This is a genomic window from Streptomyces sp. HUAS MG56, assembly GCF_058673395.1.
This window is the reverse complement of the sequence record NZ_CM178722.1, coordinates 7,103,345-7,119,313: the sequence shown is the minus strand read 5'-3', so window position 1 is coordinate 7,119,313 and position 15,969 is coordinate 7,103,345. Positions and strand designations below refer to the sequence as shown.

The window sequence follows — 15,969 nt, the reverse complement described above, 5'->3', positions numbered from 1 at the left end:
TGCTGGGGCGTCTCCCTCATCCGTCGCCGCAACTCCCTCTCAACCCCCCGCAGTTGTGCACTCTGTAAAGGACAAACGTGTCCATATCCCGCCGCAGCGCACGCCGTTCCGTGCGCATCCTGGGTGTTGCCTCCGCCTCTGCCGCCGTGGTCCTGGGCCTGTCCAGCACCGCGTCCGCGTGCAACATCCGTGAGTTCAAGGCCGAAGCCAAGTGCGACGGCAACAAGGGTGTCCTCGTCGTGACCGACAACGACGCCTCCGGTACCCCCGCCACCATCACCGTGTTCCGCACGAACAACGGCGGGGTCGAGAAGCAGATCGGCGAGCAGCCGGTCAAGGGCTCCGCCGAGGGCACCGAGGTCACCTTCCAGGAGAACTGGAAGCCGAACGCGACGTACCGCGTCCACGTCACGGCCAGCCCCTTCGTCGACCAGGACATCACGCCTGCGCTGAGCACCCCGTCCACCGCCTGCGCGACCGGGAGCTCCACCCCGACCCCGCCGGCCTCCACGACGCCGAAGCCGTCGCCGTCGAAGTCCACCCCGGCCCAGTCGGCGTCCCCCACCCCGTCGGACTCCGCCTCCAGCTCCGCCCCGGCGAGCGCGGCCCCGAGCAACGCGCCGTCCCCGGCCGCCGGCAGCTCGAACCTCGCCGAGACCGGTGCGAACTCCAACACCCCCCTGATCGCCGGAGTCGCGGGCGCGCTGGTCGTCGTCGGCGGTGGCGCGGTCTGGTTCGGCATGCGCCGTCGCGGGGCGCGCGGCAACGGCTGACCCCCGCCCCTGCGCACCGCCGCCGCGGCCCGCCCCCTGGTCCTTGCCAGGGGACGGGCCGCGGTCGTACGCCGGGACCTCCGCTCAGCCGAAGGTCGCGCGCTGCAGCCAGAACTCCAGCAGCTCCCGCTCGCCGAGCACCTCCAACTCGGGGCTGTCCAGCGGCAGTCGGCGGTAGAAGGCGAGCAGCACGGAGGTGAGCGGGCCGCGCAGGGCGACCGCGGCCTTCTCGTGCCCGCGCCGCCAGCGCACGCCCTCCGCGCCGAACTCCAGCAGCCATTCGGCGTTCAGGCCGGGATCGGCGTCGGTGGCGTGGAGGTGGATGGAGCGGATGGGGCCGTCCAGGCGCAGGGCCTCTTCACGGCCCCGGACCTGCTGGAGGAAGACGGCGAAGTCCAGCCACTCGTCCATCGCGTCGACGGCGATCTCCGGTGCCAGTTCGTAGTCGAGCCCGGCGGCGAGGGTCGCGTCGGCGCGGTGGACGGTGATCTCGTGGGTCATCCGGCGGGCCCAGAACCCGGAGACGGCCTTCCCCGGCACGAAGCTCCACACCGCGGTGTCCGGGCCCGCCTCGCGCAGCGTGGCGACGACCAGCTCACCGGTCTGCGCGAGCCACTTGTCGAGTGCCGCCGCATCGCCCCGTTCCTCGGGCCCGGCACCGAGCGGCACCTGGTCGCGGGGAACGCGCTCCTGCGCCCGGATGCGCACGGTCGTCTCCACCCACCGCAGGGCGCCGCCCATATGGCGTACGAGGTCCTCCAGCGACCAGTCCGGGCAGGTCGGCACGGTCGCGGACAGATCGGCGCCGGAGGTGACCACGGCCCTCAACTGCGCCACCTGATGAGCGATTTCGTCACAGTAACGGTCATGCGCGAGCAAAGTCATGCCCCTCACCCTAGAGGTGGGCGTTCAGTCGATCACCACGATTTCGGCCACGTCGAACTCCACGCCGACCGTGTCCCCGACCGCGGGCGCCTCCCGCAGCGCGCAGGCGGCCTCCAGACGCGGCTGCCCGTCCCCCGGCTGGAGGTGGACGGCCACATGGGTGCCCTTGAAGGTACGGGCGGTCACCGTGCACGCCAGGCCCGCGTCGGCCGCCACGAGCCGTACACCGGCGGGCCGGACGAGCACGCTGCGCGCGCCCTGCGGGGAGCCGTCGGGCACCGGGAGCTTGCCCCACGGGCTGTCGGCGGCCGCGCCGGCGACGGTCGCCTCGGCCACGTTGTCGAAGCCGAGGAAGCGGGCCACGAACGCGTCGGCGGGCCGCTGCCAGACATCGAGGGGCGTACCGGTCTGGGCGATCCGCCCGTCGCGCATCACCACCACCCGGTCGGCCAGCGCGAACGCCTCGCCCTGGTCGTGGGTCACGGCGAGCACGGTCGTCCCCAACCGGCCGAACAGTTCCCGCAGTTCGACCACCAGCCGCTCGCGCAGCGAGCGGTCGAGCTGGCCGAGCGGCTCGTCCAGCATCAGCAGCCGGGGCCGGGGCGCGAGCGCGCGGGCGAGGGCCACGCGCTGCTGCTCGCCGCCGGACAGGGAGGCCACGGCCCGCCGCGCCGCCCCGGGCAGTCCGACCAGCTCCAGCAACTGCGCGACCTCGGCGTCCCGTACGCCCCTGGCGACGCCGCGCACGCGCGGCCCGAAGGCGACGTTCGCGCCGACGTCCCGCTGCGGGAAGAGCTGGTGGTCCTGGAACATCAGGCCGACGCCCCGCTTGTGCGCGGGCACGCCCGCCTGGTCGCGGCCGTCCAGCAGGATCCGTCCGCCGGACAGGGGCTGGAGCCCGGCGACCGCCCGCAGCAGGGTGGACTTCCCGCTGCCGCTGGGCCCGAGGACGCACACCACCTCGTGCTCGGCGACGTCGAGGCCGACCGCGTCCAGCACCGCCCGCCCGCCGAAGCGCACGGTCGCGGCGTCGAGGCTGAGCAGCATCAGAACTCCCCCGTCGGCATCTAGAACTCCCCGGTCCGGTCGGTGCGCAGCCGCTCCAGGAGCAGCAGCGCGGCGGCGCACACCACCATCAGAATGGTCGAAAGGGCCATCGCCTGGCCGTAGTTGAGATCGCCGGGGCGGCTCAGCAGCCGGGCCACGGCGACCGGGAGCGTGGGGTTGTCGGGCCGGGCGATGAACACGGTCGCCCCGAACTCGCCGAGCGAGACGGCGAACGCGAACCCGGCCGCGACCAGCAGCGCCCTGCGCACCAGTGGCAGATCCACCTCCCGCCACACCCGCCACGGCGAGGCCCCGAGCACGGCGGCGGCCTCCCGGAGCCGGCCGTCCACCGCGCGCAGCACGGGCAGCATGGTCCGTACGACGAAGGGGGCGCCGACCAGCGCCTGGGCGAGGGGGACGAGGATCCAGGACTGCCGCAGGTCCAGCGGCGGCTTGTCGAGGGCGATCAGGAAGCCGAAGCCGACGGTCACGGCGGAGACGCCGAGCGGCAGCATCAGCAGCGCGTCGAAGCTCCGGACCAGCCGTCCGGCGTCCCGGCGGGCGAGCGCGGCGGCGGCGAGAGCGCCGATCACGACGGCGATGGCGGTGGCGGCGACGGCGTACTGGAGCGAGGTCCACACCGCGTGGATGGGCGCCACCAGGAACGTACCGCCGTCGGAGCTGTTGAGGGCCCGGTAGTAACCGAGGCCGGGGGCGTCGAGGGAGCGCTGGACGAGGACGGCGAGCGGCAGCACGAGGAGCAGCGCGACGGTGACGAGGACACCGGCGAGCAGTGCCCACTGCCCGCTCCCGCGCGGCCGGCGGGCGGTCGTCTCGGGGGCGACGAGCCGCAGCGCGGTCTCCCGGCGCCGCACGGTCCAGGCGTGCACGGCGAGGATCGCGCCGACGGCGGCGAACTGCAGGAGGGTGAGGACCGCGGCCGTGGACAGGTCGAAGACCTCGGAGGTCTGCCGGTAGATCTCCACTTCGAGGGTGGAGAAGGTGGGGCCGCCGAGGATCTGGACGACGCCGAAGGAGGTGAAGGTGAACAGGAACACCATCAGCGCGGCGGCGGCCACGGCGGGCGCGAGCGCGGGCAGGGTGACCTTGCGCCAGGCGCCGAACGGGGAGGCGCCCAGCATGCGGGCGGCCTCCTCCTGCCGGGGGTCGAGCTGGGCCCACAGACCGCCGACGGTCCGTACGACGACGGCGTAGTTGAAGAAGACATGGGCCAGCAGGATCGCCCACACCGTGGTGTCCAGCCGTACGCCCCACAGGTCGTCCAGCAGCCCGCCGTGCCCGACGAGCGCGAGGAAGGCGCTGCCGGCGACGACCGTCGGCAGCACGAACGGGACGGTGACCACGGCCCGCAGCACCTGCTTGCCCGGGAAGTCGAGCCGGGCGAAGACATGGGCGGCGGGCAGCGCGAGGAGCAGGGTGAGCGCGGTGGAGGCGAGCGCCTGCCAGGTGGTGAACCACAGCACGTGCCGGATGTCCGGCTGCGTGACCACGTCCGCGATCCGCCCGAACCGCCAGGCGCCGTCCGCCTTCAGCCCGCGCGCGACGATCGCGGCGACCGGCCAGGCGAAGAACAGCGCGAAGAACGCGACGGGCAGGGCCATCAGCCCGAGCCGCGTCACGTTCCCGCGTGTCCTCCGCCGTGTTCCGGCTACTTCAGTACGAGCGAGGTCCACGCCTTGACCCACTGGTCGCGGTTGGCGGCGATCGTGCCGGGGGCCATGGTCTCGGGGTGCTGGGCGGCCGGGCCGTACGCGGTGAACTCGGCGGGCACCTTCGCGCCCTTCAGCACCGGGTAGACGTACATGTTCAGCGGCATGTCCTCCTGGAACTCCTTGGAGACCAGGAAGTCGATGAACGCCTTGGCGCCCTTGGGGTTGTGGGCGTTGCTCAGCAGCCCGGCGAACTCGATCTGCCGGAAGCAGGTGCCGTTCGCCACGCCGGTCGGTGCCGTGCTGGGCCGCTTCTTGGCGTAGATCACCTCGGCGGGCGGGGAGGAGGCGTACGACACGACCAGCGGCCGGTCACCGCCCGCCTTCTTGCCCTCGGAGGAGCCGGAGAACTCCTGGTAGTAGGCCTGCTCCCAGCCGTCGACGACCTTGACGCCGTTGGCCTTGAGCTTCTTCCAGTAGTCCTGCCAGCCGGTGTCGCCGAACTGCGCGGCGCTGCCCAGCAGGAAGCCGAGGCCCGGCGAGGAGGTGGCCGCGTTCTCGGTGACCAGGAGGTTCTTGTACGCGGGCTTGGCCAGGTCGGCGAAGGACTGCGGCGGGGTCAGCTTGTGCGCGCTGAAGTAGGCCTTGTCGTAGTTGACGCAGATGTCGCCGTAGTCGATCGGCGTGACCCGGTGCTTGTCCTTGTCCAACTGGTAGGCGGCGCCGACCTGGTCGAGCCCCTTGGCCTGGTACGGCTGGAAGAGGCCGTTGTCGAGGGCGCGGGAGAGCAGGGTGTTGTCGACGCCGAAGAAGACGTCGCCCTGCGGGTCGTCCTTGGTCAGGACGGCCTTGTTGACGGCCTGCCCGGCGTCGCCGTCCTTGAGGACCTTGACCTTGTACCCGGTCTTCTTCTCGAAGTCCTGGAGCACGCTCTTGGAGACGGCCCACGAGTCGTGGCTGACGAGGGTGACGGTCTTGGAGCCGGCACCGCTCTTGGTGTCCGCGGATCCGCACGCGGTCAGCGTCGACATGGCGACGAGGCCGAGGCCGACCGCGGTGGCCACGAGGGTCTTGTTGTGCACTGGATGTCCTCCTGGGGTTGGCCAGGAAGAACGCGGCCCTGCCCAGGGAGCTGGGCAGGGCGCAACAGCTTGAGTGATGACCGAACTTCCTACCCAGAATGACCTGGGCGAGGTTCAGAGGGTCTGCGGCCCTGTCCGCCGCACTCTCAGCGCTGTGGCGCTCCCCTGTCGGAATATGAAGGTGTCGATATGGAGATGTCGATATGAAGATGTGCGTGACGGTGGCCAGATTACCGCTCGGTGGCCGCCAGCTGACCACAGGCTCCGTCGATCTCCTGGCCCCGGGTGTCCCGGACGGTGACGGGCACGCCGTGCGCCGCGATGGCTTCGACGAACGCCTTCTCGTCCTCGGGCCGCGAGGCGGTCCACTTCGAGCCCGGCGTCGGGTTCAGCGGAATGAGGTTGACGTGCACGGGCTTGCCGCGCAGCAGCCGGCCGAGCCGGTCACCGCGCCAGGCCTGGTCGTTGATGTCCCGGATCAGCGCGTACTCGATGGACAGCCGGCGCCCGCTCTTCTCGACGTACTCGAACCCGGCGTCCAGCACCTCGCGCACCTTCCACCGCGTGTTCACGGGGACGAGGGTGTCGCGCAGCTCGTCGTCGGGAGCGTGCAGGGAGATCGCGAGCCGGCACTTGAAGCCCTCGTCGGCGAACCGGTGGATGGCCGGCACGAGCCCGACAGTCGAGACGGTGATGCCGCGCTGCGAGAGCCCGAGCCCGTCCGGCGCCGGGTCGGTGAGCGCGCGAATGGCTCCGACCACCCTCTTGTAGTTGGCGAGCGGCTCCCCCATGCCCATGAAGACGATGTTGGAGAGCCGGGCAGGCCCGCCGGGCACCTCCCCGTCCCGCAGCGCGCGCATGCCGTCGACGATCTGGTGGACGATCTCGCCGGTGGACAGGTTCCGGTCCAGGCCCGCCTGTCCGGTGGCGCAGAACGGGCAGTTCATGCCGCAGCCCGCCTGCGAGCTGATGCACATGGTGACCCGGTCCGGGTAGCGCATCAGCACGGACTCGACCAGCGTGCCGTCGAACAGGCGCCACAGCGTCTTGCGGGTGGTGCCCTGGTCGGTGGACAGATGCCGGACGACGGTCATCAGCTCCGGGAACAGCGCGTCGCGCAGTTTCTCCCTCGACCCGGCAGGGATGTCCGTCCACTGCTCCGGGTCGTGCGCGTACCGCGCGAAGTAGTGCTGCGAGAGCTGCTTGGCGCGGAACGGCTTCTCACCGATCTCGGCCACCGCGTCCTTGCGCTCGGCGGGCGTGAGGTCGGCGAGATGCCGCGGCGGCTTCTTGGCTCCGCGCGGGGCGACGAAAGTGAGTTCTCCGGGCTTAGGCATGGCTGTACCAGTGTCTCAGATCAAATTCCGTGACCTGCGGCCCATGACGCGTACGGTGATCGTCGGCCGTCGCCATTTGTCATCGCTGGCCACCCTCGGACGGCCCGGAGACGGCCCGGCTCCGGGCCCGGAGAAGTCGCTGGCGCTAGCGGCGGGAACGCTGACGTCAGCGACCCCGCTAGCGGCCGAAACCCCCGGTGACCAGCATGTCAGCAGTCAGCGGGCCGGTTCCTGCGCGATCCCCGCAGCACTCGGCATACGTGGCCGTCCGACCAGGAGGAGGGCTCAGTCGAGCGTGAATGAGCCGCCCTGGTCCGATGCGCCACTCAAATGCAGGGGACGTTGGCGTAGCCCGGGTAGAAGTAGCGCCCGGCCGGACCGGCGCTGTGGACGCAACGGTCGAAGGCGGGGCTCTGGGGCTTCGGGCTCTCGGTGGCGGCGGTCGCGGTCGGTGCGACGAAGGCGATCACTCCGAGGATCATTGCCGCCACCACCGATTTCTTGCCCGGGATGCACCTCCGGAACGTCTTCATTGCCGCCCTCCTTCGAGCCGGGATGGGAGCGCCGCACGGTTCACAAGGCGACTGTTCGGCGCTCGCGATTCCGCCTATCGTCATATGCCTCACACATAACGTCAATACCCAAAATCAGGGTATTAGTGTTGAAAAACGACCATCGGATCGTCCGTCCGACGCCACAGGCAGGCGTGATCACCCATGGCAGCGAGAGGCGCCCCGGTAAGGAGGGTCGCCGGCCTGTGACGCCGGCCGAACGTCTTGCCGCCGGTTCGGGCACGGCCAGGGCACGCGTGCAGCCTTGCGGTGGCTCAGAGAGGAAGACGCAGCACGCGTCGCGCCGTCCTCGGCTCGCTAGGCTGACGGCCGCACCGGGGGGGCGGCGGGCGGCGTGTGAAATTCTGCCGACGAACGGTCGGGTTTCCTGGTCAGCCCTTGTCCTGCCCTTTGCCGTGCCGTAACAACTGGCGCCATGAACCTTTTCGGCCGCAATTCATTTCACCGGCGCGCGCAGCCGTCCGCCGCGCCCGGGGCGACCGCGTCACCGGTGGCCGGCAGCGCCGCCACCGCCGTACTGCCCGACCCCGAGCTGGCGGCTCTCACCGGCGAGTGGCTGATCGATCCCGCGCACAGCAGGATCGGGTTCTCGGTACGGCACGCGATGGTGACCACGGTGCGCGGCGCGTTCGCGCAGTACGAGAGCCGCCTGTACTTCGACGGGCGCGACCCGTCCCGGTCCCGGGCCGACATCGTGCTGTACACCTCCAGCATCGACACCGGCGTCGAGCAGCGGGACGCCCATCTGGTCGGCCGCCAGTTCCTGGACGCCGCGGCACATCCGAGAATGACGTTCACGAGCACCACCGTGCGGCTCGTGGGCAAGGACGTCTACCGCATGACCGGCGACCTCACGATCAAGGACACCACCCGTCCGATCGAGCTGGACCTCACCTACATCGGCCACGTCACCGACGCGTTCGGCGACGAGCGGGTCGGCTTCGACGGCACCACCACGATCAACCGCTCCGACTGGGGCCTGACCTACGACGCCCGGCTCGCCCAGGGCGGGTCCATGGTGAGCGAGACGGTCCGCCTCCAGTTCGACATCGCGGCGATCCGCACCACCCGCGCAGCCTGACCCCGCCACACCAAAGTGCCCCCACCCTGCGTCCAGGGCGGGGGCACTTCCGCGTACGGCCACCGACTCACGACCGCCACCGACTCACGCCGACCCGACGAACACCACCAACAACAACCACACCACCGGCGCGGTCGGCAGCAGGGAGTCCAGGCGGTCCATGATGCCGCCATGGCCCGGGAGCAAGGTGCCCATGTCCTTGATGCCCAGGTCGCGCTTGATCATGGACTCGCCGAGGTCGCCCAGCGTGGCGCTGCCCGCGACCGCCAGGCCGAGCAGCAGGCCCTGCCACCAGGTGCCGTCGTCGATCAGGAACTGCATGCACAGCGCGCCCGCGACCATCGCGAAGGCCACCGCGCCCAGCAGGCCCTCGCGGGTCTTGCCGGGGCTGATGCGCGGGGCCAGCTTCGTCCTGCCGAAGCGCCAGCCGACCGCATAGGCGCCGGTGTCGCTGACGACCGTCAGCAGGAGGAAGGTCAGGACGCGCCACGGGCCGTCGTCGGCCGTCAGCATCATCGCCACGAACGTGGCGAGGAAGGGCACGTAGAACGCCGCGAAGACGCCTGCCGTGACGTCCTTGAGGTAGCCCTCCGGCGGTTCCGTCATGCGCCAGACCAGGACCGCGAGCGCGGTGAGTGCCATGGCGACCCAGGCGCCCTCGGCGCCGCGCACGTACCCGGCGACCACCATCGCCGCACCGCCCACCGCGAGCGGCACGAGCGGCGCCTTGATCTCCTTGCGCTCCCGCAGCCTGCTGGTCAGCTCCCACAGGCCCACGACCACGGCGACCGCGACCACGCCGACGAACACGGCCTTGTACACGAACAGGGACGCGACGATCACCACACCGAGTCCGACGCCGACCCCTATGGCCGCGCTCAGGTCACGGCCCGCGCTCTTCTTCTGCGGCGCTGGCGCCGGCTGGGGGGCGTCGGGCATGGGCTCCGGATTCTGGTTCTCGGCCGAGAGGGACCCACCCGGTGCGGGCTCGGGCCGTACCTCGTTGTGGAACGGGGGGCCGCTCGGCCGAGCGGCCCCCCGGTCGTCCTGGTCTCCGCCATACGCGGGTGCGTCGGGCACGATGGGCATGGGGCGAGTGTGCTGCGCCTGAGGCGCATCGTACGCGGGACCCGCCGGGGCGGCTCCCTGGACAGGCCCGCCCCCGGTGGGCCCCCAGTAGCCGGCCGGATCCGCCGCCCGCGGCGCCCCCCAGGAAGAGTCGCTCATCAGACTTCGAGCAGTTCCGCTTCCTTGTGCTTCAGGAGCTCGTCCACCTGGGCGACGTACTTCGCCGTGGTGTCGTCCAGCTCCTTCTCAGCACGACGGCCCTCGTCCTCGCCGACCTCGCCGTCCTTGATCAGCTTGTCGATGGTGTCCTTGGCCTTGCGGCGCACGGAGCGGATGGACACCCGGGAGTCCTCCGCCTTGCCCTTGGCGACCTTGATGTAGTCGCGGCGCCGCTCCTCGGTCAGCTCGGGGAACACCACTCGGATGATGTTGCCGTCGTTGCTCGGGTTGACGCCCAGGTCGGAGTCGCGGATGGCCTGCTCGATGTTGCGCAGCGCGCTCTTGTCGAACGGCGTCACGACCGCCATGCGCGGTTCCGGCACGGAGAACGAGGCCAGCTGGTTGATCGGCGTCAGGGCACCGTAGTAGTCGGCCACGATCTTGTTGAACATCGCCGGGTGCGCACGGCCGGTGCGGATCGCGGCGAAGTCCTCCTTGGCGACCACGACGGCCTTCTCCATCTTCTCCTCGGCCTCGAGGAGGGTCTCTTCGATCACCACTTGCTCCTGCGTGTCTTGAGTAAGGCCCGGCTGCGGTTCCTCGTCGGGGCGGCGGCCGGCTGCGTCGCGTCTTCTTCCTGCACGGTTCCCGACCGGCAGGACATTGTCCATCCCCCGGCCGGCAGCCGGCCCCGTCACGGGGCCGTGCACCACCGGCCGGATCGATGCCGGGTCAGTCCCGGCTGCCCTGGTCGCCGACCAGCGTGCCGATCTTCTCACCCTTGACGGCCCGAGCGATATTGCCCTCCGCGAGCAGCTCGAAGACCAGGATCGGAAGTTTGTTGTCGCGGCACAGCGTGATGGCGGTGGCGTCGGCGACCTTCAGGTCGCGGGTGATGACCTCGCCGTAGCCGAGGGCGTCGAACTTGACGGCGTCCGGATTCCGCTTCGGGTCGGAGTCGTAGACCCCGTCCACGCCGTTCTTGCCCATGAGCAGCGCCTCGGCGTCGATCTCCAGGGCGCGCTGGGCGGCGGTGGTGTCGGTGGAGAAGTACGGCATGCCCATACCGGCGCCGAAGATGACCACACGGCCCTTCTCCAGGTGGCGCACGGCGCGCAGCGGGATGTACGGCTCGGCGACCTGGCCCATGGTGATGGCGGTCTGCACCCGGCTGTCGATGCCCTCCTTCTCCAGGAAGTCCTGGAGGGCGAGGCAGTTCATGACCGTGCCGAGCATTCCCATGTAGTCGGAGCGGGCCCGGTCCATGCCGCGCTGCTGGAGTTCGGCGCCGCGGAAGAAGTTGCCGCCGCCGATGACGACCGCGATCTCGGCACCGTCCCGGACGACGGCCGCGATCTCACGGGCGATCTTGTGCACCACGTCCGGGTCCACGCCCAGGCCCCCGCCGCCGGAGAAGGCCTCTCCGGACAGCTTCAGCAGAAACCGGCCGCGCACTTTGCCGTCGTCGCTCTTCTGGGCCTTGGTGGTCATGGGAGATTCCGCCTCTTTCACGTGGTGCACATACGAAGAAGGCCATTGCCGGTGGGGTCGCTTTTCGCTCCCATACGCGGCAATGGCCTCCTCGTCAGATCTGCTGCCGTCCGCCTCACGCCGGGGTGGGGCGGTGTACGCGGACGACTGCTTACGACCCTATCGGGATTTCTCCCGGGATCGCTCCCGGAATCCCTCTGTGGGTCGTACGTCGATCGCGGTACGGACTCAGATGCCGACCTTGATGCGCGTGAAGCGCTTCAGGGTGACACCGGCCTCGTCCAGAACCTTCTGGACCGACTTCTTGTTGTCCAGCGCGTAGGGCTGGCCGAGCAGCGTGGCGTCCTTGAAGAAGCCGTTGAGGCGACCCTCGACGATCTTCGGCAGGGCGGCCTCGGGCTTGCCCTCGGCGCGGGTGGTCTCCTCGGCGACGCGGCGCTCGGACTCGACGACCTCGGCCGGGACCTCGTCCTTGGAGAGGTACTTCGGCGCGAAGGCGGCGATGTGCTGGGCGACACCCTTGGCGATCTCGGCGTTCGGCTTGTCCAGCTCGACCAGGACACCGATCTGCGGGGGCAGGTCGGGCATGGTGCGGTGCATGTAGGCCGTGACGTAACCGCCGGAGAACTGCGCGAAGCGGTCCAGGACGATCTTCTCGCCGAGGTTGGCGTTGGCCTCGTCCACGAACGCCTGGACGGTCTTGCCGGCCTCGATCTCGGAGGCGAGCAGGGCCTCGATGTCGGCCGGGGAGGTCTTGGCGACGTGCTCGGCGATGGCGTTGGCCACGGCCTGGAACTTCTCGCCCTTGGCGACGAAGTCCGTCTCGCACTTCAGCTCGACGAGGACGCCGGAGGTGTTGTCGTCGGCGATGATGGAGACCACGGCGCCGTTCTCGGCGGAGCGGCCCTCGCGCTTGGCGACGCCCTTCTGGCCCTTGATGCGGAGCGCCTCGACGGCCTTGTCGACGTTGCCCTCGGCCTCGTCCAGCGCCTTCTTGCAGTCCATCATGCCGGCGCCCGTGAGCTCACGGAGCTTCTTGACGTCGGCGGCGGTGTAGTTCGCCATGAGTCTGTGAGTCTTTCTCGAAGTCTGGAAGATCTTCAGGTCACCACGGTTTTGCGTTCCACATGTACGCGCGGATCACATACATCGTGCCGACCTACGGGTGAACAGCGGGGGCGGACTTCACCGCGCCGGGGCGCTGTGGTTGCAGTTCCGCCCCCGCTGTCGACGCCTGCGTCAGGCCTGCTCGCCCTCGGCGGCCTTCTCCTCGGCCGGGGCGGCCTCGGCGGCGGGGGCCTCGGCGGCCGGAGCCTCGGCGGCAGCCTCGGCCGGCTTCTCGGCCTCGGCGGCCGGAGCCGCGTCCTCGGAGTCCGTCTTCTTCTCACCCTCGAGCAGGTCGCGCTCCCACTCGGCGAGCGGCTCGCCCGCGGCCTTCTCGCCCTTGTCACCGGTGGCGACGCGAGAGCGGGAGATGAGGCCCTCGGCGACGGCGTCGGCGATCACGCGGGTGAGCAGGGTGACGGAGCGGATCGCGTCGTCGTTGCCCGGGATCTTGTAGTCGACCTCGTCGGGGTCGCAGTTGGTGTCGAGGATCGCGACGACCGGAATGTTGAGCTTCCGGGCCTCACCAACGGCGATGTGCTCCTTCTTGGTGTCCACGATCCAGACGGCGCTGGGCACCTTCTGCATCTCGCGGATACCACCGAGGGTCTTCTCCAGCTTGGCCTTCTCGCGCGAGAGCACGAGAAGCTCCTTCTTGGTCAGACCCGACGCGGCGACGTCCTCGAAGTCGATCTGCTCAAGCTCCTTGAGGCGCTGCAGACGCTTGTAGACGGTCGAGAAGTTGGTGAGCATGCCGCCCAGCCAGCGCTGGTTGACGTAGGGCATGCCGACGCGGGTGGCCTGCTCGGCGATGGCCTCCTGCGCCTGCTTCTTGGTGCCGACGAACATGACCGTGCCGCCGTGGGCGACGGTCTCCTTGACGAACTCGTAGGCGCGGTCGATGTACGACAGCGACTGGAGCAGGTCGATGATGTAGATGCCGTTGCGCTCGGTGAAGATGAAGCGCTTCATCTTCGGGTTCCAGCGACGGGTCTGGTGACCGAAGTGGACGCCGCTCTCCAGCAGCTCCCGCATCGTGACGACGGCCATGGCCGTATCTCCTCGAAATTCTCGGTTGTGCCGCGTCCGCCGGACGGCGGTCGCGCCTGACGCCCGCGATGCGCCGTGCCGCAAAGGACCGAGAGGCGCTGACACCGACCGCTTGGCGGCCCGATGTCGGGGCGTGCGAAGTCGACCCGGTGACCCGGATCGCCAGAAGAAGTGTACGGGACCGCCGGGGCACCGGGTGACGCCACTCTCCACAACCGGAGAGTCGTCCACAGACTCCGGCCATGATCGGCGGGGGTGCGGGACGGTTCTGGCATGCGACGAGCGATGCGATACGCCCTGGTGCCGGCGGCCGTGCTCCTCTGTCTCGCGACGGTGGCCCTGCTGCCGCGCTGGGCCTGGGCGGAGCCGTCTCCCCCGGCCCCGCAGACCCCGGTGCCCCGGATCGCCCGCACCTGGCCGGTGGGCGTACGGCCGCCCGTACTGCGCGGCTGGAACCCCCCGGCGACGCCGTACGGCCCGGGCCACCGCGGCGTCGACCTGTCGGCCCCGCCCGGCGCGCCGGTCCGGGCGGTGGCGCCGGGCCGGGTGTCCTTCGCGGGGCGGGTGGCGGGGCAGGGCGTGGTGTCCCTGGACCTGACGGGCACGGACCTGCGCACCACCTACGAGCCGGTCAGCCCGTCGGTACGCGAGGGCGACGAGGTGCGGGCGGGAGATGTCGTGGGCACGCTCGAACAGCCGATCAACCCCCACTGCCCGTCGGCGTGCCTCCACTGGGGACTGCTGCGAGGCGGCACGTACGTGAACCCACTGTCCCTGCTGCCCCCATGGCTGCGGGAGAGCGGCCCATCGAGATTGCTGCCGGTGCTGGACGTACCACTGCCGGACGGTGGGGAGCGGTAGCGGGGTGCTGGAGCAGCGGCCGGCCGGACCGCGGGAGCGTTCGGGCCACGCGGGCCATGGGGTGGCGGCTCGGCGGACGGTCGCGGCAGGTCGACCGCCGCAGTGACGGAGCCACGGACGGTCTTGCCGCCATGGTGGTGAAGCCGCAGGCGGTCCGGGCGATGGGCCGCGCGCCGTCGGGGCGAGGGGGTCGCTGTCGGCCGGGTGCCGGTGGCGGGCCCGGCGTGGGCGGAGGCGTCAGCCCTGTACGCCGTGCAGGACCATCGTCACCGCCGCGTCGGTGATGGCTGCGGGGTCCTCCGCCGCGCCCAGCTCGATCCTGCGCACCGCCGCGTCCACGACCCCCTGCACCAGCATGGCCGCCAGCCGGGGCTGCTCGTGCCCCATGTCCCCGAGTGCCTCGACGATCATCGCGACCAGCCCGCCGTGCGCCGCCCGGATCTTCTCCCGCGCGCCGGCGTCCAGCTCGCTCGCGGAGATGGCCACGACGGCCCGGTGCCGCCGGTCACCGACCAGCGCCAGCTGCCTGCGCACGTACGCCTCGACCTTGCCCTCGGCCGACTCCTCCCGCTCCATCGCGGCGGCCACCTCGGCCGCCCACAGCGGGAAGTCGACCTCGCACAGCTCCTCGACCACGGCGGCCCGCGACCGGAAGTACTCGTACACGGACGAGCGCGCGAGCCCCGTCCGCTCGGCGAGAGCCGGGAAGGTCAGTGCCTCCGTCCCGCCCTCGGACAGCAACGACCGGGCCGCGTCCAGCAGGGCGGCTCGCTGCATCGACCGGTGCTCGGCCACGGAGGCCGCTCGAATCCTTGGCACGCCGACCACTTTACGGACGCCTCGACCCGAGCGGGAGAGCCGCTCACCCGCCGTGCGGCCACCGGCACCGGGACGACGACACGACGGCACCGGCCGCGCGCCGGCCTCACTGTCCGAAGCTCGCCAGCTTGGCCCGCAGCTGGAGCACGGACTTGGTGTGGATCTGGCTGACCCGGCTTTCGGTGACCCCGAGGACATTGCCGATCTCGGCGAGCGTGAGCCCCTCGTAGTAGTACAGCGTGACCACGGTCTTCTCGCGCTCGGGCAGTGTGTTGATCGCGCGCGCGAGGAACCTCCGCAGCTCCCGGTCCTCGGCCACCTCCACCGGATCGTCCGCGGCGGTGTCCTCCAGCGTGTCCATGAGGCTGAGCCGGTCGCCGCCCTCGCCGCCGACGTGCAGCAGCTCCTCCAGGGCGACCACGTTGGCCAGCGACAACTGACTGAACACTGCGTGGAGTTCGTCCACCTCCATCTCCAGCTCGGCGGCGACCTCGCCCTCGCTCGGGGTGCGCCGCAGCCGCGCCTCCAGGGTGGCGTAGGCCCGCTCCACGTTGCGCGCCTTCTGCCGCACCGAGCGCGGGATCCAGTCCAGCGCCCGCAGCTCGTCGATCATCGCGCCCCGGATCCGGGTGATCGCGTACGTCTCGAACTTGATCTCCCGGTCGATGTCGAACTTCTCGATCGCGTCGATCAGCCCGAAGACCCCGGAGGAGACGAAGTCGGCCTGCTCCACGTTGGGCGGCAGCCCGACGCTCACCCGGCCTGCCACGTACTTCACGAGCGGCGAGTAGTGCAGGATCAGCTGCTCCCGCAGCCGGTCGTCCCCCGTCGCCTTGTACGACCGCCACAGCTCGTCGAGCGTCGAGGGAGCGGGCGGCCGCACGCTGCCACCGTCGCGGGCGGCTGGGGGGATCGCCGCCCGGTCTGACCCGGAGGTGTGCTGGGGCATTCGTCGCCTAGTGCCGTTCTG

The 15,969-nt window shown here is 70.6% G+C and carries 16 protein-coding genes; 3 read left to right on the top strand and 13 right to left on the bottom strand.

Annotated features, from left to right (window positions below; translation table 11 throughout):
- Nucleotides 1-77 precede the first annotated feature (77 nt).
- Nucleotides 78-773 (top strand): LAETG motif-containing sortase-dependent surface protein, encoded by a 696-nt coding sequence (locus tag AC4OXY_RS33630; RefSeq protein ID WP_356024505.1) that lies wholly within the window; start codon nt 78-80, stop codon nt 771-773.
- Nucleotides 774-857: 84 nt separating this feature from the next.
- Here the strand turns inward: AC4OXY_RS33630 and AC4OXY_RS33625 are convergent, their stop codons facing one another.
- From AC4OXY_RS33625 to AC4OXY_RS33600, 6 genes are all read right to left on the bottom strand, one after another.
- A complete protein-coding gene (locus AC4OXY_RS33625; RefSeq protein ID WP_356024507.1) occupies nt 858-1,658 on the bottom strand; it encodes a maleylpyruvate isomerase family mycothiol-dependent enzyme in 801 nt (266 codons plus the stop codon).
- Between the two features lie 24 nt (nt 1,659-1,682).
- Complete coding sequence (locus tag AC4OXY_RS33620) at nt 1,683-2,705, bottom strand: ABC transporter ATP-binding protein (RefSeq protein WP_356024509.1); 1,023 nt, start codon at nt 2,703-2,705, stop codon at nt 1,683-1,685.
- Nucleotides 2,706-2,725: 20 nt separating this feature from the next.
- Nucleotides 2,726-4,327 carry an ABC transporter permease gene (locus AC4OXY_RS33615; protein ID WP_491994671.1) on the bottom strand — a complete coding sequence of 534 codons (1,602 nt, stop codon included), beginning with the start codon at nt 4,325-4,327 and terminating at the stop codon, nt 2,726-2,728.
- 47 nt (nt 4,328-4,374) lie between these two features.
- On the bottom strand, nt 4,375-5,457 hold the full coding sequence (locus tag AC4OXY_RS33610) for a thiamine ABC transporter substrate-binding protein (RefSeq protein WP_376289250.1): 1,083 nt from the start codon (nt 5,455-5,457) through the stop codon (nt 4,375-4,377).
- A gap of 230 nt (nt 5,458-5,687) precedes the next feature.
- Nucleotides 5,688-6,794 (bottom strand): dual-specificity RNA methyltransferase RlmN, encoded by a 1,107-nt coding sequence (gene rlmN / locus AC4OXY_RS33605; protein ID WP_356024514.1) that lies wholly within the window; start codon nt 6,792-6,794, stop codon nt 5,688-5,690.
- Nucleotides 6,795-7,120: 326 nt separating this feature from the next.
- Nucleotides 7,121-7,327 (bottom strand): hypothetical protein, encoded by a 207-nt coding sequence (locus AC4OXY_RS33600; protein WP_356024516.1) that lies wholly within the window; start codon nt 7,325-7,327, stop codon nt 7,121-7,123.
- 454 nt (nt 7,328-7,781) lie between these two features.
- Between AC4OXY_RS33600 and AC4OXY_RS33595 the strand changes: the two genes are divergently transcribed.
- Nucleotides 7,782-8,447: a YceI family protein gene (locus AC4OXY_RS33595; protein ID WP_356024518.1), complete on the top strand. Its 666-nt coding sequence runs from the start codon at nt 7,782-7,784 to the stop codon at nt 8,445-8,447.
- Nucleotides 8,448-8,531: 84 nt separating this feature from the next.
- Here the strand turns inward: AC4OXY_RS33595 and AC4OXY_RS33590 are convergent, their stop codons facing one another.
- The 5 genes from AC4OXY_RS33590 to rpsB all read right to left on the bottom strand — a co-directional run bounded on the left by AC4OXY_RS33590 (nt 8,532) and on the right by rpsB (nt 13,319).
- The gene (locus AC4OXY_RS33590; RefSeq protein WP_356024520.1) at nt 8,532-9,674 is read right to left on the bottom strand and encodes a phosphatidate cytidylyltransferase; all 1,143 of its coding nucleotides are present in this window, start codon (nt 9,672-9,674) and stop codon (nt 8,532-8,534) included.
- Nucleotides 9,674-10,231: a ribosome recycling factor gene (frr, locus tag AC4OXY_RS33585; RefSeq protein WP_071375743.1), complete on the bottom strand. Its 558-nt coding sequence runs from the start codon at nt 10,229-10,231 to the stop codon at nt 9,674-9,676. Before frr ends, AC4OXY_RS33590 begins: the two co-directional genes overlap by 1 nt.
- Nucleotides 10,232-10,406: 175 nt before the next feature.
- Nucleotides 10,407-11,165, bottom strand: coding sequence for a UMP kinase (pyrH, locus tag AC4OXY_RS33580; protein WP_071379606.1), 759 nt, complete (start codon nt 11,163-11,165; stop codon nt 10,407-10,409).
- A 228-nt stretch (nt 11,166-11,393) separates the two neighbouring features.
- A complete protein-coding gene (gene tsf, locus AC4OXY_RS33575; RefSeq protein ID WP_356024522.1) occupies nt 11,394-12,230 on the bottom strand; it encodes a translation elongation factor Ts in 837 nt (278 codons plus the stop codon).
- Between the two features lie 174 nt (nt 12,231-12,404).
- On the bottom strand, nt 12,405-13,319 hold the full coding sequence (gene rpsB / locus AC4OXY_RS33570; protein ID WP_356024524.1) for a 30S ribosomal protein S2: 915 nt from the start codon (nt 13,317-13,319) through the stop codon (nt 12,405-12,407).
- A 273-nt stretch (nt 13,320-13,592) separates the two neighbouring features.
- Between rpsB and AC4OXY_RS33565 the strand changes: the two genes are divergently transcribed.
- Nucleotides 13,593-14,180, top strand: coding sequence for a murein hydrolase activator EnvC family protein (locus AC4OXY_RS33565; protein ID WP_491991552.1), 588 nt, complete (start codon nt 13,593-13,595; stop codon nt 14,178-14,180).
- Between the two features lie 237 nt (nt 14,181-14,417).
- Here AC4OXY_RS33565 and AC4OXY_RS33560 read toward each other — a convergent pair whose 3' ends face one another.
- Both AC4OXY_RS33560 and whiG read right to left on the bottom strand, forming a co-directional pair.
- Nucleotides 14,418-14,975, bottom strand: a complete 558-nt coding sequence (locus tag AC4OXY_RS33560) for a TetR/AcrR family transcriptional regulator (RefSeq protein ID WP_356024736.1) — start codon at nt 14,973-14,975, stop codon at nt 14,418-14,420.
- A gap of 130 nt (nt 14,976-15,105) precedes the next feature.
- A complete protein-coding gene (whiG, locus tag AC4OXY_RS33555; RefSeq protein WP_071370652.1) occupies nt 15,106-15,948 on the bottom strand; it encodes an RNA polymerase sigma factor WhiG in 843 nt (280 codons plus the stop codon).
- Nucleotides 15,949-15,969 lie beyond the last annotated feature (21 nt).

Coding starts and splice junctions, on each gene's coding strand:
- whiG (WP_071370652.1), bottom strand. CDS start 15,948: ATGCCCCAGCACACCTCCGGGTCAGACCGGGCGGCGATCCCCCCAGCC.
- AC4OXY_RS33625 (WP_356024507.1), bottom strand. CDS start 1,658: ATGACTTTGCTCGCGCATGACCGTTACTGTGACGAAATCGCTCATCAG.
- AC4OXY_RS33615 (WP_491994671.1), bottom strand. CDS start 4,327: ATGGCCCTGCCCGTCGCGTTCTTCGCGCTGTTCTTCGCCTGGCCGGTC.
- pyrH (WP_071379606.1), bottom strand. CDS start 11,165: ATGACCACCAAGGCCCAGAAGAGCGACGACGGCAAAGTGCGCGGCCGG.
- rlmN (WP_356024514.1), bottom strand. CDS start 6,794: ATGCCTAAGCCCGGAGAACTCACTTTCGTCGCCCCGCGCGGAGCCAAG.
- rpsB (WP_356024524.1), bottom strand. CDS start 13,319: ATGGCCGTCGTCACGATGCGGGAGCTGCTGGAGAGCGGCGTCCACTTC.
- AC4OXY_RS33590 (WP_356024520.1), bottom strand. CDS start 9,674: ATGAGCGACTCTTCCTGGGGGGCGCCGCGGGCGGCGGATCCGGCCGGC.
- AC4OXY_RS33565 (WP_491991552.1), top strand. CDS start 13,593: ATGCGACGAGCGATGCGATACGCCCTGGTGCCGGCGGCCGTGCTCCTC.
- AC4OXY_RS33600 (WP_356024516.1), bottom strand. CDS start 7,327: ATGAAGACGTTCCGGAGGTGCATCCCGGGCAAGAAATCGGTGGTGGCG.
- AC4OXY_RS33595 (WP_356024518.1), top strand. CDS start 7,782: ATGAACCTTTTCGGCCGCAATTCATTTCACCGGCGCGCGCAGCCGTCC.
- AC4OXY_RS33620 (WP_356024509.1), bottom strand. CDS start 2,705: ATGCTGCTCAGCCTCGACGCCGCGACCGTGCGCTTCGGCGGGCGGGCG.
- tsf (WP_356024522.1), bottom strand. CDS start 12,230: ATGGCGAACTACACCGCCGCCGACGTCAAGAAGCTCCGTGAGCTCACG.